This is a genomic window from Cryobacterium lactosi (assembly GCF_004403945.1).
Classification (GTDB): domain Bacteria; phylum Actinomycetota; class Actinomycetes; order Actinomycetales; family Microbacteriaceae; genus Cryobacterium; species Cryobacterium lactosi.
Genome location: NZ_SOHM01000007.1, coordinates 275,042 through 295,833 on the forward strand (window position 1 = coordinate 275,042; position 20,792 = coordinate 295,833).

14 protein-coding genes and 1 pseudogene are annotated in these 20,792 nt (G+C 67.7%); 6 read left to right on the plus strand and 9 right to left on the minus strand.

The window, feature by feature from the left end; translation table 11 throughout:
* Positions 1-67: 67 nt before the first annotated feature.
* The 6 genes from E3T61_RS03235 to zapE form a co-directional block, all read right to left on the minus strand.
* A complete protein-coding gene (locus tag E3T61_RS03235; RefSeq protein ID WP_241992355.1) occupies positions 68-388 on the minus strand; it encodes an SHOCT domain-containing protein in 321 nt (106 codons plus the stop codon).
* Positions 389-460: 72 nt separating this feature from the next.
* Complete coding sequence (locus tag E3T61_RS03240) at positions 461-883, minus strand: DUF6325 family protein (protein ID WP_134639456.1); 423 nt, start codon at positions 881-883, stop codon at positions 461-463.
* A 126-nt stretch (positions 884-1,009) separates the two neighbouring features.
* The gene (locus tag E3T61_RS03245; RefSeq protein ID WP_134639457.1) at positions 1,010-3,754 is read right to left on the minus strand and encodes a LuxR C-terminal-related transcriptional regulator; all 2,745 of its coding nucleotides are present in this window, start codon (positions 3,752-3,754) and stop codon (positions 1,010-1,012) included.
* 203 nt (positions 3,755-3,957) lie between these two features.
* The gene (locus E3T61_RS03250) at positions 3,958-4,479 is read right to left on the minus strand and encodes a type II toxin-antitoxin system PemK/MazF family toxin (RefSeq protein ID WP_241992356.1); all 522 of its coding nucleotides are present in this window, start codon (positions 4,477-4,479) and stop codon (positions 3,958-3,960) included.
* 51 nt (positions 4,480-4,530) lie between these two features.
* Entirely contained in the window at positions 4,531-5,751 is a 1,221-nt protein-coding gene (locus tag E3T61_RS03255; RefSeq protein ID WP_134639458.1) for an ammonium transporter, read from the minus strand.
* 186 nt (positions 5,752-5,937) lie between these two features.
* The gene (gene zapE / locus E3T61_RS03260; RefSeq protein WP_134639583.1) at positions 5,938-6,984 is read right to left on the minus strand and encodes a cell division protein ZapE; all 1,047 of its coding nucleotides are present in this window, start codon (positions 6,982-6,984) and stop codon (positions 5,938-5,940) included.
* A 182-nt stretch (positions 6,985-7,166) separates the two neighbouring features.
* Here zapE and E3T61_RS03265 point away from each other — a divergent pair, with 182 nt between their 5' ends.
* Positions 7,167-8,069 (plus strand): sulfurtransferase, encoded by a 903-nt coding sequence (locus tag E3T61_RS03265; RefSeq protein WP_134639459.1) that lies wholly within the window; start codon positions 7,167-7,169, stop codon positions 8,067-8,069.
* A complete protein-coding gene (locus E3T61_RS03270) occupies positions 8,066-8,512 on the plus strand; it encodes a SufE family protein (RefSeq protein WP_134639460.1) in 447 nt (148 codons plus the stop codon). The genes E3T61_RS03265 and E3T61_RS03270 overlap by 4 nt, the downstream gene beginning before the upstream one ends.
* Positions 8,513-8,517: 5 nt before the next feature.
* Here the strand turns inward: E3T61_RS03270 and E3T61_RS03275 are convergent, their stop codons facing one another.
* The gene (locus E3T61_RS03275; RefSeq protein ID WP_134639461.1) at positions 8,518-9,759 is read right to left on the minus strand and encodes an alpha/beta hydrolase family protein; all 1,242 of its coding nucleotides are present in this window, start codon (positions 9,757-9,759) and stop codon (positions 8,518-8,520) included.
* A 64-nt stretch (positions 9,760-9,823) separates the two neighbouring features.
* Here E3T61_RS03275 and E3T61_RS22230 point away from each other — a divergent pair.
* From E3T61_RS22230 to E3T61_RS03295, 4 genes and pseudogenes are all read left to right on the plus strand, one after another.
* Positions 9,824-10,378: pseudogene (locus E3T61_RS22230) on the plus strand (DUF3000 domain-containing protein); the annotation flags it as partial.
* Positions 10,379-10,868: 490 nt separating this feature from the next.
* Positions 10,869-12,080 (plus strand): HRDC domain-containing protein, encoded by a 1,212-nt coding sequence (locus E3T61_RS03285; RefSeq protein WP_420898462.1) that lies wholly within the window; start codon positions 10,869-10,871, stop codon positions 12,078-12,080.
* Between the two features lie 77 nt (positions 12,081-12,157).
* On the plus strand, positions 12,158-13,363 hold the full coding sequence (locus E3T61_RS03290) for a thiolase family protein (RefSeq protein ID WP_134639463.1): 1,206 nt from the start codon (positions 12,158-12,160) through the stop codon (positions 13,361-13,363).
* The gene (locus E3T61_RS03295) at positions 13,360-15,549 is read left to right on the plus strand and encodes a 3-hydroxyacyl-CoA dehydrogenase NAD-binding domain-containing protein (RefSeq protein ID WP_134639464.1); all 2,190 of its coding nucleotides are present in this window, start codon (positions 13,360-13,362) and stop codon (positions 15,547-15,549) included. Before E3T61_RS03290 ends, E3T61_RS03295 begins: the two co-directional genes overlap by 4 nt.
* Before the next feature lie 142 nt (positions 15,550-15,691).
* On the opposite strand, the gene dxs is transcribed toward E3T61_RS03295, so the two are convergent.
* Both dxs and acnA read right to left on the minus strand, forming a co-directional pair.
* Positions 15,692-17,662, minus strand: coding sequence for a 1-deoxy-D-xylulose-5-phosphate synthase (gene dxs / locus E3T61_RS03300; RefSeq protein WP_134639465.1), 1,971 nt, complete (start codon positions 17,660-17,662; stop codon positions 15,692-15,694).
* Between the two features lie 120 nt (positions 17,663-17,782).
* On the minus strand, positions 17,783-20,602 hold the full coding sequence (gene acnA, locus E3T61_RS03305; protein ID WP_134639466.1) for an aconitate hydratase AcnA: 2,820 nt from the start codon (positions 20,600-20,602) through the stop codon (positions 17,783-17,785).
* Positions 20,603-20,792 lie beyond the last annotated feature (190 nt).

Sequence of the window (20,792 nt, forward strand, 5' to 3'; positions counted from 1 at the left end):
CCGCTCCCTCCACGTAGGCTAGCGGTCCCGCACCCGGCGTGGGGCATCGCCAGGAGCAATTGACCGATCAGGCCAGGAGTTTTGCCTTCGCGGCCGTGAACTCGGTATCACTCAGCACTCCGGCGTTGTGCAGCTGGGAGAGCTGATTGAGCTGGTCGAGCAGAGCGTTGTCGCCCGCGGGCGCCGGCGCTGGTGCCTGCTGCTGCTGGGCGGCGTACTCGGCCTGCTGGGCTTGGGCCTGGGCATCGGCCTCCGCCTGGGCGTTCTGGGCGCGGGACTGTTGCCGACGCTGCACATTGCCGCTCACGGCCGTGGCCGTGCCGGCGACGACCGCGGTCCGTGCGGCCATGCCGAGCAGTCCGGGGCGTCCCATTCGACGTGGTGACATGATCTGGTCCTAACTGTGGGTTGATGCCGGCTGTGGTTGGCTGCCGGCCGGGAGCGGGGGTGGGACACCGCGTCAGCGTGCGGCTTCGAGTACCTCGTTCACGACGGCGGCGGGGATGCGCTCCTGATGGAGCACAGCTCCGCCGGAAGCGGCCAGAACACTGGCGAAATTCCGCGCCCAGGCGAGTTCGACCACGAGAACAGCAGCCGAGGTACCCGGCGGCAGGTCCGCCGCAAGCTCCTCGACATCGTCCAGTCCGGCGAGTCCGAGTTCGCCGAGTTCCAGGTCGGGCAATTCCGCCTTCTGGGGTAAATCATCCACCTCGACGATTCGCAGCTCCCCGTCAGCGTCACGGGCGACGAAGAGCAGGTCGAGCAGGGTGATGGTCTTCTCCTCGACCAGCTCACGCAGCGCCCTCCCGAGCGCGGCGCCGGGCCGGTCTCCATCGAAGGAGATCAGGAGTATCTCCACGGGTCCGTACCTGAATTCCACCATCGGTTGTCCCTTCCTCAAGACACGCCAGCCAACGTGCGGCAGCCTCGCTGCCACCCGGTTCGGCTCAGTGTCGCCGTGACACCACGCCCTCGATTCACCCGGATCGGGTGAATCTAGGCCATGCGGTTAGAGCAGCCCCCGGTCCTGGGCGATCGCCACGGCATCCGTGCGGTTGGTGGCCTCAAGCTTCTGGTAGATGTTGCGCAAGTGGGTCTTCACAGTGTTCGGACTCACGTTGCGCTTGCGCGCAATCTCCGCCACCGACTGGTGGAACGGCAGCTCTCGGAGAAGCTCCCGCTCCCTTTGCGTCAAGGTAGGACTGCTGCGGCTGTGCTCCTGAACGGACGGCCGGGCCGGCGCGTGCAACTCGTCGGCGCACTGCAGGATGTGCCTGGCGAAGTCGTCGAGGTCGCCGAGCCTGCCGATCCGGCCGCGGATGAGTCCGCTGCCCTGCCCGCCGAGCGCCAGGAACGGGCGTTCACAACCCAGCCTGCTCGCGAGGCGCAACGCCCGAAGCAGGCGCGCGTCCGACTCGACGTGGCGGCCGGACACCTCGGCCACGTGGGCCAGGGCCAGCCAGGCGCTGACGATGGTTGACCCGCGCCAGGCCGCGCGTTCCTCGAGCGCCGCGGCGCGCAGGCGTTCTTCCGCGGGGTGGCCCGTCCTGGTGGGGGGAACGAGAAGGAACCTGATGACGAGCGACTCCAGCGAGTCCTCCCCCAGCGCCCGCTCGATCAGCCGCACCACCAGCTGCGCTTCCGCACGTCCGTCCAGCGCCCCGCTCACCTCGATCAGGGGAATGCAGCACAGGCTCAGGGCGCGCGGATGCTCAGCGCCGACCTCGCGCATCAGGAGGATCAGCCTGTCGAGGGCCTGTCGTGCGTGGGCAACGTTCTCCAGCTGGCCGAGGAGCAACAGGACCTCGGCAGGAACGCTCACACCGGTGTCGGCACCGATGGCAGCAGCTGTCGACAGCATGGCCAGGGTCACCGGATCAACCGGCTCGCAGGCCTCGTACCGCTGAATCATTGCGTAGAGCAGCGCCCGGCCCGTGGCGTAGTCCACGGGCAGCCCGGCCGCCAGCTGTGTCAGCGTCGCGGTCCTCGCAGCGGCTGGTGCCGTCGCCGCCATCTGGCCCTCCAGCATCGCCACGTGGAGCCAATTTCCGGCATGCCCGGCCGCCGTGGCCGCCAGGTCGCTGGCCAACAGGAACAACCAGTTGAACTCGGCGAGCCTGGCCGAGTCGGCCACCTCCCGGAGGATGTCTTCGGCGGGGCCCGGCTGACCGAGCTTGTCCAGGCAACGCCCCTCCGCGGTCGCCGCCAGCAGGTCCACGGCCAGGGCCTCCCTGGCCGGCGCGGACGTGGCGGCCTGCAGGGTTTCCAGGTGGCTCTCGATCTCGGACCGCTCTGCGGCATGAAACGAGTGCAGGATCTCGAGGACGAACGCCCACTGGTCCGACCTCGCGGTGCCTCGAGTCTGATCGGAGGCACCCTGGACTGCGGCGTCGGCGGCTGCGAGGAGCTGGTGCACCCGGCGTCGCGCGGGAGCGTATGGCGGCTCGAGCAACAGACGCAGGCACAGCGTCGCCGTCGATGCCACACGTCCGTCGATGTGATCGAGGGCCTGGCGAACCAGATCGGTTGCTCCCGACACGACGAGACCAAGGCCGAACCGTTCGAGGAGCTCGCTGACGAGGTCGGGGTCGTTGGCCGGCAGCGACTGTTCGAGCGCCGCTGCACCGCATGCACGGTGCGCGTACCAATGACTCGCTAGGAGATGACGGGCGGTCGTAGCGCCGGCATCCTGCCGGCGACCCTCCGCCTGCAGGTAGGCGAGCAGGATGGGGTGGTAGCGGTAGCCCGGCCCGCCGGGCGCGGCCGGCTCGCGAGTGATGAGCGCAGTGTGGCGAGCCAGCCGCTCGAGCACGTCGCCGGCGTCGTCCCGGTTGGCCACTTCCACCGCCAGTTCGAGGGCGACGACTTCGCTGAGGGCAGACTGCATCAGCACCGCCCGATCACCGGAGTCCAGGCCCGCCACCACCTCCGCCGCGAGGTAATCGGCCACCGCCGGATTGTCTCCGTCGAAGCGGCGCAGATCGAGGGCGGCTCCCTCCGCTCGCCGCCAGGTGAGCGCCAGGGCAAGCCCGGTCGCCCAGCCACCGGTGTGGTGCCGCAGGACCGCGCCGTCGTCGGCGGACAGGTCGATGCGGTGCAGCGCTGCGAGCTCGAAGGTCTCCTCGAGAGTGAAGGCCAGAGCGCCGTCGGGACACTCGATGAGAACACCGGCGGCCTCCATCGGGGCTGTCCCCGCCACGGGCCGGCGCCGACCGGCCACGACGAGGCGGACACCCGGCGGCGTGTCGACCAGAGCCTCGAGGATGCCGGTGAGATTGGTGTGGCCGTTGAGTGCAGGGCGTTCGGCGAGATGCAGGTCGTCGACGAAAACGAATCGGAGTCGATGTCCGGTCAAGTCGGTCTGCGCCGTGAGTTCGGGGTGCGCTGTGCGTTCGGGTTGCGCCGCGATCTCGGAACGCAGCGTGAGCCTCTGCCGGATTTCGTCAGCGTCCCGGGCGTCGTCCAGGTCTGATCCGGTGAACCAGTCCGCCCTCTGGCCGTCGGCCCGCAGTTGTCGCGCCCATCCGGCCATCACCGTTGTCTTGCCGGAACCGGCCGCGTCCCAGATCACGAGGATGCGGGCGTCCGGGCCACGCAAACGCTCCAGCAGGGAATCCAACCGCGGGCGGTGCAGGTACCAGGCCGGTTCCTCGGCGAGGCCCGCCGGAAGACCGAACGCCACGGTCGTTGCGAGCGGCGACGTGAGCGGCGTAGCCGGAGGGAGCGGGGGCACCGGGGAAAGTGGTGGGGCCATCGGGAAGCGTCCTCGATTTGCATCCATCGCGGTACTCCGTCAAGGCCCCGGATGACCGGGACCCTGACGGGGCTTCTCGCGGCGTTCGGGTCACCGCCAGTGAGGTGATACTGCCGCGGTGGCCCCGCCTGGTCAAGGGGGGTACTCGGGGTGCGAAGCTGCTGTGTGGCGGCCGTGCTACGAGATGACGTAGCCCGGTGGCGTCAACGCCACTGGTGATGATCGCGCAACGCCCGCCCGATCAGGGCGTACCGGGTGGCATCCAGCACGGTTCCCTCGCGGCGCACGCCGCCCTGGCGCACCTGGAACACCCGGCCGATATCGGCCCAGCTCGGTCGACGGTCGTGATCCCACGATCCCACGCCGAGCGGAACATAGTCGTCGTCACCTGAGTGGTCCCTGCTGGTCAGCTGCACCGCGAGCAGGTTCCCCGGGCTCAGGGTGGCCATGATCACCACCGGACGGTCCTTGCCACGACCGTCCCGCTCCTCATACGGCACCCAGGTCCACACGATCTCACCCGGGTCCAGGATGCCGTCGCTGTGGGGCGCGTAACCCCACCCGATTCGACCGAGTCCCGACGGATCGAGCTCGACGGTGGCGTCAGGTCCGGACCGGCCGGCAGCAGCCGGAGGCGCCAGAACCGTGACCGCGCCGGCCCGCGAGCCGGTGGTACCCATGACGAGAGAACGAAGGGCGGTGAGGAAACGCCGAGTGCGTGACACACCCGTACGTTACCCCACCGCCCGATCGGACCGCGTGGTGCTGACTCCTGGCTAGACGTTGGCGAGGGCGTAGCCCTCTTCGCCGTGCACCGAGGTGTCGATTCCGGCTACTTCGTCTTCGTTCTTGACGCGGAAGCCGATGGTCTTCTCGATGGCGAGACCCAGGACGTAGGCCACGACGAATGAGTAGATCAGCACGGCGAAGGCGGCGATGGCCTGCACGGCGAGCTGGCCGAGGTCGCCACCGACGAAGAGGCCGGTGCCGATCGCGAAGAAGCCCAGGTACAGCGTGCCGATGACGCCACCGACGAGGTGGATGCCCACAACGTCGAGGGAGTCGTCGAAGCCGAACTTGAACTTCATCTCGATGGCCATGGCACAGACGGCGCCGGCGATGACGCCCAGAAGCAGGGCCCAGCCGGGCTCGAGGTTGGCGCAGGCGGGGGTGATCGCGACGAGGCCGGCGACGGCACCGGAGGCGGCGCCGACCGAGGTGGCCTTGCCGTCCTTGATCTTTTCGACAATGAGCCAGCCGAGAATGGCGGCGGCTGTCGCACCGAGCGTGTTGACCACGATCAGGCCGACGTTGGCGAGCCCGTTGAGCCATTCGGCGCCGGCGTTGAAGCCGAACCAGCCGAACCAGAGGATGGACGCGCCGAGCAGCACCAGCGGCACGTTGTGCGGCTTGGTGATGCCCTTCTGGAAGCCGATCCGCTTGCCGAGGACAAGCGCGAGGGCAAGCGCCGCCGCACCGGCGTTGATGTGCACGGCCGTACCACCGGCGTAGTCGATGACGCCAGGCAGGCCGAGGGTCTCGCCGAGGTTCATGATCCAGCCGCCGCCCCAGACCCATGCCGCGACCGGGAAGTAGACCAGGGTGGCCCAGACGCCCGCGAAGATCATCCAGGAACCGAACTTGGCCCGGTCGGCCACCGCGCCGGAGATCAGGGCGACGGTGATGATCGCGAAGGTGGCACCGTAGGTGGCGCCGAGCAGATCCAGGTTGCCGGTCTCACCCGTGGCGAGCGACCCGAGCCCGAAGTCGGAGAACGGGTTGCCGGCGAACTGGGTGGGCCCGTCGACAGCGCTCATGTTGAATCCGTAGAGGATCCAGAGCACCGTGATCAGTCCCAGTGCGCCGAAGCTCATCATCATCATGCTGACGACGCTCTTGGCCTTGACCAGACCGCCGTAGAAGAACGCGACTCCCGGAGTCATGAACAGCACCAGTGCGGTGGCCGTCAACCCCCATGCAATGCTTCCCGTGTCCATAGATTGTCCTCACACCTCTCGCGTCGACTGGGTGTACCGCGAAGCGCAGACAAGCGTGCTGGGTGCTGGCAGTCCCGGGGTACGCCACTCAGTCTCCGACCGAAACGTTTCAGCGGCCGCACCGTCGTGTTTCAGGCACGTTACGCAACCGCTGGCCAGATTAATAGCGTGTTTCGGGTCTGCCGGTCACTCAGCGTGCGGCGGCAGCTCCCCCGTGGTCAGCGCCACCATCCGGGATTGGGAGCGTTGGTACTTCTTGCGGTAACCGCCTTCCATCATCTCGGCGTCGAACACGTCGTGCAGCGGGACACCGGTGGCGATGATCGGGATCTCGGCGTCGTAGACCCGGTCGATGAAGGCGACCAGCCGCAGGGCATCGGTCTGATCGGTGAGCAGGAAGACATTCCGCAGCGCGATCACGTCAAGGCCGGCGATCATCTTGATGTACTTCGACGGATGCACGGTGCTGAGATGCTTCATCAAGGCACCGAAGTCGTCGATGGTCACCCGGGAACCGCGCTCGAGCAGGGCCTCGCTGAGATGGTCGAAGTCCTCGGGCGAAACCACGTCGGCGTGCCCGGACGCATCCCGGCGGCGGTAGTCTAGGCCGTCGATGCGCACGGTTTCGAAGTTCGCGGACATGGCCTGGATCTCGCGCAGGAAGTCAGCCGCAGCGAACCGGCCCTCGCCGAGCGAGTTCGGTGGCGTATTCGACGTGGCCGCGACCCGGGTACCTGAGGCGATCAGCTCGCCAAGGAGTCGGGTCATCAGCATGGTGTCACCCGGGTCGTCGAGCTCGAACTCGTCGATGCAGATGAGCTTCGCTCCGGTCAGCTGGGTCACGGTCTCGGCGTAGCCGAGGGCCCCGACCAGGGCCGTGTACTCGATGAAGGTGCCGAAGTACTTGGGTCCGGGTGCGCCGTGCCAGAGCGCCGCCAGCAGGTGGGTCTTGCCCACCCCGAAGCCACCGTCCAGGTAGATGCCGGGCAGTTCGGCCTTGGACTTGCGGGTACGGGAGAAGAATCCGCCCGGCCTGGCCCGCCAGGCCGCGAAGGCATTCAACCGTTGGACGGCGTCCAGTTGGGAAGGGTAGTCGAGGTCGGGCCGGTAGGACTCGAACGAGGCGTGCTCGAATTGCGGCGGTGGCACGAGTTCCGACACGATTTCAGCGCCGGTTATGGAGGGCGACCTGTCGACGAGTCGAAGGGGCGGCGTTCGGGTCGCACTGACCATGTCTGACATCCGCTTTCTGTTTCTGCCCTGCGCCCAGACGGAATTTCGGTGCGGGGTTCTGCCTTGTACATTTAAGACCTGTGCTCAGGCTGACCACCAGCCTAAATGCACGCACACCCCTCAACGCACGCACACCAGGGCCGCGCCGTCGTCCGGACTCACGAGCCCTCCGGGAGGAAACCATGACAGTCGAAACAGATCAGTCCGCGGCGTTCGCGGACTACGCGCACCCCGAACGCCTGGTGTCCACCGACTGGCTCCAGGCCCACCTCCGCAGTCCCGGCCTGGTCGTCGTCGAATCCGACGAGGACGTCATCCTCTACGAGACCGGCCACATCCCCGGCGCCGTCAAGATCGACTGGCATACAGACCTCAACGACCCCGTTGAGCGGGACTACATCGACGGTGCCGGCTTCGCCGACCTGCTCGGCCGCAAGGGCATCAGCCGGGACAGCACCGTCGTGATCTACGGCGACAAGAGCAACTGGTGGGCCGCGTACGCCCTCTGGGTGTTCACCCTGTTCGGCCACGAAGACGTGCGCCTGCTCGACGGAGGCCGCCAGAAGTGGATCGACGAGGGCCGTGAACTGACCATGGACCGCGAGAAGGCGGTGCGTGCGGAGTACCCCGTCATCGAACGCCAGGACGCGCCGATTCGCGCTTTCAAGGACGACGTTCTCGCCCACTTCGGCCATCCCCTCGTCGACGTGCGCTCACCGGAGGAGTACAGCGGTGAACGCACTACAGCGCCCGCGTATCCCGAAGAAGGATCCCTACGGGCCGGCCACATCCCGTCGGCGGTGTCGGTGCCGTGGGCGCGGGCCGCAGCGGAGGACGCCACCTTCCGTCCACGCGCAGAGCTCGACGCCATCTACCGGGACGAGGCCGGGCTCAAAGGTACCGAGCCCGTGATCGCCTACTGCCGGATCGGCGAGCGGTCCAGCCACACCTGGTTCGTGCTGACCCACCTGCTCGGGCTCGAGAACGTGCGCAACTACGACGGATCGTGGACCGAGTGGGGCAGCGCAGTGCGGGTTCCGATCGTGCAGGGCAGCGCGCCCGGAATCGCCCCGGCAGCCCGATGAGCACCGTCGACCTGCCCAGCCAGCTCGCCGAGATCCGCGAGGACTTCCTCGCGCTCGAACAGCCGGATCGCCTGATGCTGCTGCTCGAGTTCTCCAATGACCTCCCGGAGCTTCCCGAGCGCTACCGAGACCACCCGGACCTCTTCGAACGGGTCGTCGAATGCCAGTCACCCGTGTTCATCTTCGTGGAGATTGACTCTGACCGCGCCGTGCACCTCTACGCGACGGCCCCGGCCGAGTCGCCGACCACCCGCGGCTTCGCGTCGATCCTCGCCCAGGGGCTTGACGGACTGAGCGTCGAGGCGGTCCTGGCCGTTCCGGATGACTACCCGCAGTCGATCGGGCTCACCCAGGCCGTCTCGCCGCTGCGGCTGCGCGGCATGACGGCAATGCTGGGCCGCACCAAGCGGCAACTGCGTGAACGGGTGGCCGCCCTGGGCTGACGGCCTCAGCCGGCGGTGCGGTCTGTGTCGCCTCCAGCCGTCACGGCGGGGTGCGCCGCGCCGAGCGTGCCGAGCCAGCCCAGGATGGCCGCATTCCAGGCGGCCGGATCGTAGTTCCACAGTTTGGTGTGCCTGGCCACCTCGAACGGCACCAGGGTGACGATGTCCGGACGCCGCTCGGCGAGAGCCCGGGACGGCGTCGACGGGACGTAGCCGTCGTCGTCGCTGTGCAGAATGAGAATCGGCAGGCTCAGGTCGTTCGCCCGGGCCACGAAGTCCAGCCGCGGGAAGTCAATGGGCAGGTGCAACCCCGTCACGGCCCGGCCCCAGCGCCGTCCCATCACCACAAGGGCACCGCGCACGACCGCGCGCGGCAGCCGGAGGGTGAGCGCCTGGTAGGCCACGACATCAGCCCAGTCGATCACGGGTGATTCGAGCACGATGCCGGTGAGCCGGCCGTCGTGCCGCGCCCGGGTCGCGGCCTGCAAAGCGATCGCCCCGCCCATTGACCAGCCCATCAGGACGATCTGGGTGGCCCCGTTGCCCGCAGCGAATTCGATCGCGGCCTCGACATCCCTCCACTCGGTGTCACCGAGTCCGAACCGGCCGTCGGCGCTCGGCGGCGCTTCACCGTCGTTGCGGTACGACACGAGCAGGCACGAGTATCCGGCGGCGTTGAAGACCGGCACCGCCCGCAGGGTCTCGTGCCGCCGGACCCCGCGGCCGTGGACCAGGATCACCCAGCGACCGGAGGGATCCTCTGCCGGGATCAGCCAGGCGGGCGCGGCGCCGAGCTCCGTCGGCACCGTCACATTGGTGAACTCCAGTCCGAGGTCCCACGGACCCAGGAAGGAGAATCCGCCCAGACGGCCCCGGCTTGCAGCGCCGAGATCACCGAAATCCACGGTGAGGACCCGGCGGGTGACGGTCTTCGCTGTGCGCTCCACGATGGCGCCGAGACGGGCGTGCCCGGAGTCCGCTGAAAACCAGAAACTGTAGTCACCGGGCAGTACCGCGTCCATGGTGGCTTCGAGGGTGATTGTCCCGGCAGCGAGGTCGACGCCGTACACCCGGGTGTCGTCGGTGCGCTTGGTGGGCGGGGTCACGATGCGGCGCGCCATCACGCCGGCCAGCACCCCCACCGCGACTGTCGCGGCCGCCGCGACCGCGACCAGGCTGCCGGCAACGACCAGTCCGGCGGACGCCAGGCCGCGGCCCTTACCCGCTCGTGCATCGATCCCCGTCATGCCTACCTCCGCGCTGCTCGGCGTGCCTCGCACCAGCGCACGGAAAAAACTCTAGTCTGCAGACGTGCCCGATTCAGAGGATCAGCCCCAGCGCCCCGCGCAGTTTGCCGCGGCGCTCGACGCTATCCGTTCTTCCAGTCCGCGTCCCGAGCTGGTGGTCACCGAGATTTCGGCCCCTGGGAACCTCGCGCCGTACGCCGTGGCGCTGTCTGCGGACGTCACGCCCGTGCGGCACGGCAGTGATTCCGAATTCGGGACCGGGCGCTTCATTCTGCTCTATGACCCCGAGGAACCCGACAGCTGGGGCGGTCCGTTCCGCGTCGTCTGCTTCGCCCAGGCTCCGCTTGAAACCGACATCGGCATCGATCCGTTCCTCGCCGACGTGGCGTGGGCCTGGCTTGTCGATGCCCTGGATGCCCGCGGTGCGAACTACACGGCCGCCTCCGGGACCGCCACCAAGATCCTGTCCTCGGGTTTCGGAGAGCTCGCCCATCAGGGCGATGGAGCGCAGATCGAATTGCGCGCGTCGTGGAGCCCACTGGACAACGACCTCGCGGCGCACGTCGAAGGCTGGGCCGAGCTGTTGTGCATGTTGGCCGGTCTGCCACCCGCCGGCGAGCTGCCGGTCCCGCCGCGGCACGGCCACCCGTCTCAGGCCTCCCCCTCCCGACACGGGCAGGCACACGACACCGCTGACCACGAGACTCACGGAAACTCGAGTCCTGAACGCCGCGGACCTGGACACGACAGTTCAGAACCGGGGGCTTCGGCACACAGCGCGTCAGGAATCATGCTCGGAGCAGTCGAGCCGATCGGCCCGGCGGCAGCTTCCATGCGGCGAACCGGCCCCGGATTGCATACCCTGGGAGTGGCCGTCGGCATCGGGGAGCCCGGTGGCCGGGATACGGTCGGTGTCGATATCGCCGGCCTCGATTCGTCCGGCGCTGAACGCGCCGGTAGGGAGACCGCGGGAATGAGTGCCATGGCAGTGAATTCAGTCGGAGCCGATCTCGGCCACAGCGGGCCCCTCGGCATTCACCCCAACGTTCTGAGCACCCCGGCTCCCACCTCGCTGGGCGTCACAGATCTCTCGGCACACCGTGCAGCCCGTGGTTGATCCGCCCGTGCTCACCCACCAGGTCATCGATTCCCGCGCGGCCTACCTCGCCGCAGTGAACACTTTGGCCGCCGGAACCGGTCCGATCGGCATCGATGCCGAACGAGCGTCGGGTTTCACGTACTCCCAGCGCGCCTACCTGATCCAGATCTTCCGCAGGGATGCCGGCACTTTCCTCTTTGATCCACCGGCGCTCGGCGACTTCAGCGAGCTCAACGCAGCCCTGGACGGCGAGGAGTGGATCCTCCACGCTGCCAGCCAGGACCTGGCCTGTCTCCGGGAGGTGGGTCTGGACCCCGCCCGCATCTTCGACACCGAGCTTGCGGCACGCCTGCTCGGCCTGCCCAGGGTGGGACTCGGCACCGTGGTCGAGGAACTCCTCGGCATCCACCTCGCCAAGGAGCACTCCGCCGCCAATTGGTCGACCCGGCCGCTGCCTGAGAGCTGGCTGGTGTACGCGGCGCTGGACGTCGAACTGCTTCCGGACCTTCGCGACAGCATGGTCGAGCTCCTTGTCGAATCCGACAAGACCGGGATAGCGGAGCAGGAATTTGCCGCGGTCCTCGCCAAGGAAGCCAAACCCGCGCGCGCAGAGCCGTGGCGCCGCTTGTCCGGGCTGCACGTGGTGCGCGGCCAGCGAAACCTCGCGGTCGCCCGCGAGTTGTGGGTCGCCAGGGACGCCCTGGCCCAGGAGCTGGATGTCTCACCAGGCCGGCTGGTCCCCGACGCCTCCCTGGTGGCCGCGGCCCGTGTGATGCCCGCGAGCCGGAACGCCCTCGCCGAGCTGCGCGAATTCAATGGCCGCGCCAGCCGCACCGAACTCGACCGGTGGTGGAAAGCCATCCTCCGCGGCCAGGCCAGTGTTGACCTGCCCTCGGTGAAGGCGAACGGCGACGCGTTGCCACCACCACGGGCCTGGGCCGACCGCAACCCCGACGCCGACCTGCGCTACAAGGCCGCCAGGGCCGCTCTGACGGCCGCGTCGGAAGAACGCGCCGTGCCCCTGGAGAATCTGCTCACACCCGATCACCTGCGCCGGGTGGCGTGGCAACCCCCGGAACCTGCCGGTGCCGACGCCGTCGGTGACGCTCTCGCCGTGCTCGGCGCGCGCGCCTGGCAGATTGAGGCGACCGCACAACTAATAGCGGATGCCTTTGTGGAAGTCCACCAAAGCGCCTCCGTGCCCCCGGACGCGGATTCGTAGGAACAATCAAAGGATTCCCCCCGGTTAATTCGTCACCCTAGGATCGTGCGATACCTGTTTTGAGTGATGGAGGCAAAGTGGCCGAGAGAACTGAAGTCGTCTTCGTGGACGGGGTTCGCACCCCGTTCGGTCGTGCCGGCGAGAAGGGTATGTATTGGAATACCCGCGCCGACGACCTGGTCGTCAAGGCGATCACCGGACTCATGGAACGCAACCCGTCTGTGCCGGGTGAACGCATCGACGATGTCGCCATCGCGGCGACCACGCAGGCCGGTGACCAGGGGCTCACCCTGGGGCGCACCGCGGCGCTGCTGGCCGGACTGCCCGTCTCGGTGCCGGGGTTCGCGATCGACCGGATGTGCGCCGGTGCGATGACGTCGGTCACCACCATGGGCGCTGCGATCGGCTTCGGTGCCTACGACCTCGCCATCGCCGGCGGTGTCGAACACATGGGTCGCCATCCGATGGGCGCCGGGGTCGACCCGAACCCGCGGTTCCTCAGCGAGCGGCTGGTCAGCGAGGATGCCCTGAACATGGGTGCCACCGCCGAACGCATCCACGACCGGTTCCCGGAGTACACCAAGGACCGCTCTGATCGGTACGCCCTGCGTAGCCAGCAGAAGGTCGCGGCGGCGTACGAAGCCGGCAAGATCCAGCCGGACCTGGTGTCTGTCGCCACCCGGAGCGCCGCTGGTTGGGGCCTCGCCACCCGCGACGAGGCGCCGCGGCCCGAGACCACCCTGGACGGTCTGGCCGGGCTGAAGACGCCGTTCCGGCCGCACGGCCGTATCACGGCCGGCAACGCCTCAGGCCTCAACGACGGCGCGACCGCTTGCCTGCTGGCCAGCGGCGCCACCGCGAAGGAACTCGGCCTCAGCGTCAAGATGAAGCTCGTGAGCTTTGCTTTCGCCGGCGTCGAGCCGGAGGTGATGGGCCTTGGCCCGGTGCCGTCGACCGAAAAGGCGCTGCGCAAGGCCGGGTTGTCGATCACCGACATCGGCCTGTTCGAGCTCAATGAGGCCTTCGCGGTGCAGGTGATCTCCTTCCTCGACCACTTCGGGATCGACGACGAGGACCCCCGGGTCAACGAGTACGGCGGCGCCATCGCGATCGGCCATCCGCTCGCATCGTCGGGCGTGCGCCTGATGAACCAGCTCGCCAGCCAGTTCGCCGAGCACCCCGAGGTGCGTTACGGCCTCACCGCCATGTGCATCGGCCTCGGCCAGGGTGGCACCGTGATTTGGGAAAACCCGCACTTCAACAAGAAGGCAGCCAAGCGATGACCACGACCAGCACCCCCATCGACTACGCCACCCTCGACTTCTCGCCGCTCGTCGTGGTGTCAGGTGACGAAGTCGTCACCCACTCCTTCGTCCGGGACGTGCCGCTGTCGGGCGGACGCACCCTGGCGCTCCTGACTCTGGACAACGGGCGGGACCACACCCGGCCCAACACTCTGGGTCCCGTCACTCTCCTGGAGTTCAGCGGCGTCATGGACGAGCTCACCGCCCGCGCCGGGCGGGGGGAGATCCACGGAGTGGCCGTCACGGGCAAACCGTTCATCCTCGCCGCCGGCGCCGACCTGAGCAAGGTCAGTGAAATTCCGTCCCGCGAGGTGGGCAAGCTGCTCGCCCAGTTGGGCCACTTCGCCCTGGGCAAGCTCAGCACGCTGGGTGTGCCGTCGTTCGTGTTCATCAACGGGCTCGCCCTCGGCGGCGGTCTCGAGGTGGCGCTGAACGCCGACTACCGCACCGTTGACGAGACCGTTCCGGCGATCGCCCTGCCCGAGGTATTCCTCGGCCTGATCCCGGGCTGGGGCGGCTCGTACCTGCTGCCCAACTTGGTCGGCATCGAGAACGCCCTCAAGGTGATCGTTGAGAACCCGCTCAAGAACAACCGCACCCTCACCGGCAAGGACGCCCTCGAATTGGGGATCGCCGACCGGATGTTCCGCTCGGTGAGCTTCCTCGAGGACTCGATCCGCTGGGCCGATGGCGTCATCGCCGGCCGCGAGAGCGTGTCTCGCCCGAACGCCCCAGGGAAGATCGAACGCCTGGTCAAGTGGGACGCGGCCATCGGCATCGCCCGTAAGATGCTCGAGTCGCGCATCGGCACGGTTGCCGCATCGCCCTACGCCGCGCTCGACCTGATCAAGGCCGCCCGCGCCGGCACGAAGGCCGAAGCGTTCGCCCGGGAAGACGACGCCCTCGCCGACCTGATCTCCGGGGACCAGCTGCCCGCGAGCATCTACTCCTTCAACCTGGTGCAGAAGCGCGCCAAACGGCCCGCTGGAGCCCCGGACAAGGCTCTGGCGCGTCCCATCGGCAAGGTCGGCGTCATCGGCGCGGGTCTGATGGCCAGCCAGTTCGCCCTGCTGTTCGTGCGCCGGCTGAAGGTACCCGTCGTGATCACCGACCTCGACCAGGCCAGGGTCGACAAGGGCGTCGCCTACATCCACGGCGAGATCCGGACCCTGCAGGACAAGGGCCGCATCAGCTCCGACGAGGCCAACCGGCTGCGCGCCCTGGTGACCGGTACCACCGACAAGGCCGACTTCGCCGACGCAGACTGGGTCATCGAGGCGGTCTTCGAGGAACTCGGGGTGAAACAGGACGTCTTCGCCGAGATCGAGAAGCACATCTCCCCCACCGCGATCCTCGCGACGAACACCTCGTCGCTGTCGGTGGAACAGATCGGCGCCAAGCTGGCCCACCCTGAGCGACTGGTAGGCTTCCACTTCTTCAACCCGGTGGCCGTGATGCCGCTGATCGAGGTCGTGAACACCCCCGCCACCGACGAGGCCACCCTGTCGACCGCGATGGTGATCGCCGCCAAGCTGCGCAAGAACGCCGTCATCACCCGCGACACCCCGGGCTTCGTGGTGAACCGGGTGCTGGCCAAACTGCTCGGCGAAGCCATGCACGCCGTTGACACCGGCACCCCGTTCGAGGTCGTCGACGGTGCGCTGGCCTCGTTCGGCCTGCCGATGACACCGTTCGAGCTGCTCGAGCTGGTTGGCCTCAAGGTCGGCGCCCACGTGTTGGACACCCACCATGCGGCGTTCCCCGACCGGTTCTTCGAGAGCACCAACCTGCACCGCCTTGCCGAACACGGCAGAATCCTTGAGCGCAACTCCAGCGGAAAGATCACCGGCTTCGACAAGGGTGCGGTGAAGATCGTGGCGGGCGGGACGACACCGATCACGGCGGAGGAGATCCTGCGCCGAGTGGAGGACGGCCTGGCTGACGAGATCAAGCGGATGCTCGACGACGACGTGGTGCACGCACCGGAGGACATCGACCTGTGCATGCTGCTCGGTGCCGGCTGGCCGTTCCAGATGGGCGGGATCACGCCCTATCTCGACAGGGTCGGCGCCAGTGAGCGCGTCTTCGGCGGCACCTTCCACACCCCGATGGTGCGCGGCGTCGGGTCGGCGTCACCCACTGCCGGCGTACCCGTGCTCGGCTAGCTGGCTGCGCTGCCGCCGCCCTGGCGGCAGCGCAACTGTTGCCCGTACAGACAAGTGCGGCCGGTACACCGGCCGCACTTGTCCATTTCGGTCACAGATGCGTTCTCACACCCCGACCTCGACAGCCGGCTGAGCGGGAGGGTCAGTCGCGGGGGGCCCGCTGCAGCGGGATGCTGCCCGTACCGGGGCCTTCGGCGCGGGTGGAGTCCGCCGGCAGAGCACGGGCGTGCGGCAGTTTGCTGCCGAGGACCATCGCCACGACGTCTCGGGCGATGTGCTGCGGCGTCAGTCCCACCCGCTCGAGGATCTCGGCGCGGGTGCCGTGGTCGAGGAACTCATCCGGCAGACCGAGCTCGGTGACGGCCGTGTCGACGCCGGCCTCACGCAGGTCCTGGCGGATGCGCGTGCCGATGCCGCCGACGCGGATGCCGTCTTCGATGCTCACCACGATGCGGTGCTGGGCCGCAAGCTCGATGATGCTCTGCGGCACCGGCACCACCCAGCGCGGATCGACCACTGTCGCACCGATGCCCTGGGCGGCGAGCCGCTCCGCGACCTCGAGGCCCATTCCGGCCATCGGGCCGACCGTGACGATGAGCACATCCTGCTGGCTGCTGCGCACGAGCACATCGACACCGTCGGGCAGTCGTTCCAACGCGTCGTATTCCACGCCGGTGCTGCCCTTGGGGAAGCGCAGCACGGTGGGGGCATCGTCCACCAGAACCGCCTCGGCGAGCTCCTCGCGGAGGCGGGTCGAGTCGCGAGGTGCGGCGAGCCTGATGTGCGGTATGACCTGCAGGATCGCGAGATCCCACATGCCGTGGTGACTGGGGCCGTCCGGCCCCGTGACCCCGGCCCGGTCGAGCACGAAGGTGACTCCTGCACGGTGGAGGGCAACGTCCATCAGGACCTGGTCGAATGCGCGGTTGATGAAGGTGGCATAGAGGGCCACGACGGGGTGCAGGCCGCCGAAGGCGAGCCCGGCGGCGCTGGTGACCGCGTGCTGTTCGGCGATGCCGACGTCGTGCACCCGCTCGGGGAACCGTTCGGCCATCTTGTGCAGCCCGGTGGGGCGCAGCATTGCCGCGGTGATCGCCACCAGCTTGGGGTTCTCGGTGGCCAGGTTGAGCAGCTCGTCGGCGAACACCGAGGTCCACGACGGGGCTCCGGCGGACTCGGTGGGCTCCCCGGTCTCGGGGTCGATTACGCCGACAGCGTGGAACTGGTCTGCGACGTCCTGCACGGCAGGGTCGTAGCCTTTACCCTTCTGGGTGATGGTGTGCACGATGACCGGCGCGCCGTAGTCCTTGGCCTGACTGAGGGCTTCGAGCATGGCCTCCATGTCGTGTCCGTCGACAGGGCCGATGTACTTGATGTCGAGGTTGGAGTACAACGCGTCGTTGTTGGAGAACCGGCTGAGAAAGCCGTGCAGGCCGCCGCGCACGCCGCGGAAGATGGCGCGGGCCGGCGCTCCCATGTGGTCGAACGCCTGGCGGCTGGAGATGTACGCGGCCTTGTAGCTGGCGCGCAACCGAACCGTGTTGAGAAACCGGGCCATACCGCCGATGGTGGGCGCGTAGGAGCGGCCATTGTCGTTGATGACGATGATCAGGCGGCGATTGTTGTCGTCGCTGATGTTGTTGAGGGCTTCCCACGTCATTCCGCCGGTGAGCGAACCGTCACCGACGACGGCGATGACATGCCGGTCGCTCTGGCCGGTCATCTCAAACGCTCGGGAGATGCCGTCAGCCCAGGACAGCGAACTGGAAGCGTGCGAGCTCTCGACGATGTCGTGCTCAGACTCGCGTCGCTGCGGGTACCCCGCCAGCCCGCCGGTCTGGCGCAACCGGCTGAAGTCCTGACGACCGGTGAGCATCTTGTGCACGTAGGACTGGTGCCCGGTGTCGAACACGATCGCGTCGCGCGGTGAATCGAAGAGCCGGTGGATGGCGATGGTCATCTCGACGACGCCGAGGTTGGGGCCTAGGTGCCCGCCGGTCTTGGAGATCTCGGCGACCAGGAAGGCGCGAACCTCGGCGGCCAGCTCGACGAGCTGTTCCTTCGAGAGACCGTCGAGGTCCCGGGGACCGTGAATCGTCTCCAGAAGGGTCATTGGGCCAGCCTTTCACGATAGTGGAGCAACGAAATACGCGCCACGAGAACGCAGAACTGGCACGCAGTTCGGATTCCCCGAGTCTACGCGCCAGTCTGAGACGATTCTGCGAATTCCCGGTTAGACGACGAGGGAGCGCAGCACGTACTGCAGGATGCCGCCGTTGCGGTAGTAGTCCGCCTCACCCGGGGTGTCGATGCGCACCACGGCGTCGAACTCGACGGTGGCCTTGCCGGGCGCTGAATGCTCGGTCGGCGTCGCAACGACGTGCACGGTCTTGGGCGTGCGGCCCTCGTTGAGTTCCTCGATGCCCGTGATGGACACGGTCTCCGTGCCGTCCAGGCCGAGCGAGGCCCAGCTCTGGCCCGCGGGGAACTGCAGCGGCACAACGCCCATGCCGATGAGGTTGGAGCGGTGGATCCGCTCGAAGCTCTCGGTGATGACGGCCTTGACGCCCAGCAGGCTGGTCCCCTTGGCTGCCCAGTCGCGTGACGAGCCGGAACCGTACTCCTTGCCACCGAAGATCACCAGCGGTGTGCCGGCGGCCTGGTAGTTCTGGCTGGCGTCGTAGATGAACGACTGCGGCGCATCCGGCTTGGTGAAGTCGCGGGTGTAACCGCCCTCGACGCCGTCAAGCAGCTGGTTGCGCAATCGGATGTTGGCGAAGGTGCCGCGGATCATGATTTCGTGGTTGCCGCGGCGCGAGCCGTAGGAGTTGAAGTCACCACGGTCGACACCGTGCTCCATCAGGTAGGCACCGGCCGGGCTGTCGGCCTTGATGTTGCCGGCCGGGCTGATGTGGTCGGTGGTGACGGAGTCGCCGAGCTTGGCCAGCACCCGGGCGCCGACGATGTCGGAGACCGGCGTGGTCTCCAGGGTCATGCCGTCGAAGTACGGGGGCTTCCGCACGTAGGTGGACTTGGGGTCCCATTCGAAGACCTCGCTGTCCGGCGTCGGCAGTGAGCGCCAGCGCTCGTCGCCCTCGAAGACCTCGCCGTATTCCTTGGTGAACATGGCGGTGTCGATCGAGCTGTCGATGGTGGCCTGCACCTCGGCGGAGTCCGGCCAGATGTCCTTGAGGAACACGTCGTTCCCCTCGGTGTCCGTGCCGAGCGCGTCGGTGTCGAAGTCGAAGTTCATCGACCCGGCCAGAGCGTACGCGATGACCAACGGCGGGCTGGCCAGGTAGTTCATCTTGACGTCGGGGCTGATCCTGCCCTCGAAGTTGCGGTTGCCGGAGAGCACGGCGGTGACGGCGAGGTCGTTGTCGTTGATCGCAGCGGAGACTTCGTCGATCAGCGGGCCGGTGTTGCCGATGCAGACCGTGCAGCCGTAGCCGACGGTGTAGAAGCCGAGGGCCTCGAGGTCGGCGGTGAGGCCGGCCTTGGCGTAGTAGTCCGTCACGACCTTGGAGCCTGGCGCCAGGGTGGTCTTGACCCAGGGCTTGGACGTGAGGCCCTTCTTCACGGCGTTCCGCGCGAGAAGGCCGGCGGCGAGCATGACCGATGGGTTCGAGGTGTTGGTGCAGCTCGTGATGGCCGCAACGGCCACGGCGCCGTGGTCGAGGGTGTACTTGCCCCCGTCGGCCGTGGTGATCGGCACCGGGCTGGACACCGACACCGGAGCGTGGCTCACGTGCTGGTGCGAGATCTGGTGAGCGCTCTGTTCGTCCTCGGCGGTGAAACCGATCGGGTCGGATGCCGGGAAGGAGGCCTCAACGGCCGCGTCCACCCTGGACAGGTCGTGGGTGGCGTAGTTCTGCAGGTCGATTTCGAACTGGGACTTGGCGTTGGTGAGTTCGACGCGGTCCTGCGGACGCTTGGGGCCGGCGATCGACGGTACGACGGTGCCGAGGTCCAGTTCCAGGTACTCGCTGAAAACAGGTTCCTGGGCCGGGTCGTGCCAGAGACCCTGCAGCTTGGAGTAAGCCTCGACGAGGGCGACCTGGTCAACGCTCCGACCGGTGAGGCGCAGGTAACCGAGGGTGACGTCGTCGATGGGGAACATGGCGGCGGTGGAGCCGAACTCGGGGCTCATGTTGCCGATCGTGGCGCGGTTGGCCAGCGGAACCTGGGCGACGCCCTCGCCGTAGAATTCGACGAATTTGCCGACCACACCGTGCTTGCGCAGCATCTGCGTGATGGTGAGGACAACATCCGTCGCGGTGACGCCGGCGGGGATCGAGCCGTTGAGCTTGAAGCCGACGACCTTGGGGATGAGCATCGACACGGGCTGGCCGAGCATGGCCGCCTCGGCCTCGATGCCGCCGACGCCCCAGCCGAGCACGCCCAGGCCGTTGACCATGGTGGTGTGCGAGTCGGTGCCGACGCAGGTGTCGGGGTATGCGCGCAGGACACCGCCGACTTCCCGGGTGAAGGTGACGCGGGCCAGGTACTCGATGTTGACCTGGTGCACGATTCCGGTTCCCGGCGGGACGACCTTGAAGTCGTCGAACGCGGTCTGACCCCAGCGCAGGAACTGGTAGCGCTCACCGTTGCGCTCGTATTCGATCTCCACGTTGCGCTCGAGCGCATTCTCGCTGCCGAACAGGTCGGCGATCACCGAGTGGTCGATGACGAGCTCGGCCGGGGCGAGCGGGTTGATCTTGTTGGGGTCGCCGCCGAGGTCGGCGACGGCCTCACGCATGGTGGCGAGGTCGACGATGCACGGCACGCCGGTGAAGTCCTGCATGATCACGCGGGCGGGCGTGAACTGGATCTCGGTGTCCGGATCGGCCGTGGGCACCCAGGCGCCCAGGGCGCGGATGTGGTCCGCGGTGATGTTCGCGCCGTCTTCGGTGCGGAGGAGGTTCTCCAGCAGCACCTTGAGGCTGAACGGCAGCTTCTCGTATCCCTTGACGGCGTCAAGACGAAAGACCTCGTAGTCCGTCGAACCGACGCGCAGGGTGTCCCGAGCTCCAAAACTATTAACAGCAGACACGATGCCCTCTCCTTCGTGGAAACCGACGGGAAACCGTCCGCAATCCTCAATCCTGACCAACTGACGCCCGGTTCTGCCAGCAAGGGTAGCCTTACTGAACTCACCCCAGCACGAACCGGCGGCATACGCCGAAAACTATCTCGACGTCGAGATAACTATAGCACCGAAGCCGTTGACGGCTCGGTGTTCT

Excerpts from the sequence above, each read along its gene's own strand:
- zapE (WP_134639583.1), bottom strand. The coding sequence starts at position 6,984 with ATGGTCAGTGCGACCCGAACGCCGCCCCTTCGACTCGTCGACAGGTCG.
- E3T61_RS03295 (WP_134639464.1), top strand. The coding sequence starts at position 13,360 with ATGACCACGACCAGCACCCCCATCGACTACGCCACCCTCGACTTCTCG.
- E3T61_RS03240 (WP_134639456.1), bottom strand. The coding sequence starts at position 883 with ATGGTGGAATTCAGGTACGGACCCGTGGAGATACTCCTGATCTCCTTC.
- E3T61_RS03245 (WP_134639457.1), bottom strand. The coding sequence starts at position 3,754 with ATGGCCCCACCACTTTCCCCGGTGCCCCCGCTCCCTCCGGCTACGCCG.
- E3T61_RS03270 (WP_134639460.1), top strand. The coding sequence starts at position 8,066 with ATGAGCACCGTCGACCTGCCCAGCCAGCTCGCCGAGATCCGCGAGGAC.
- E3T61_RS03235 (WP_241992355.1), bottom strand. The coding sequence starts at position 388 with ATGTCACCACGTCGAATGGGACGCCCCGGACTGCTCGGCATGGCCGCA.
- E3T61_RS03265 (WP_134639459.1), top strand. The coding sequence starts at position 7,167 with ATGACAGTCGAAACAGATCAGTCCGCGGCGTTCGCGGACTACGCGCAC.
- E3T61_RS03275 (WP_134639461.1), bottom strand. The coding sequence starts at position 9,759 with ATGACGGGGATCGATGCACGAGCGGGTAAGGGCCGCGGCCTGGCGTCC.
- E3T61_RS03255 (WP_134639458.1), bottom strand. The coding sequence starts at position 5,751 with ATGGACACGGGAAGCATTGCATGGGGGTTGACGGCCACCGCACTGGTG.
- dxs (WP_134639465.1), bottom strand. The coding sequence starts at position 17,662 with ATGACCCTTCTGGAGACGATTCACGGTCCCCGGGACCTCGACGGTCTC.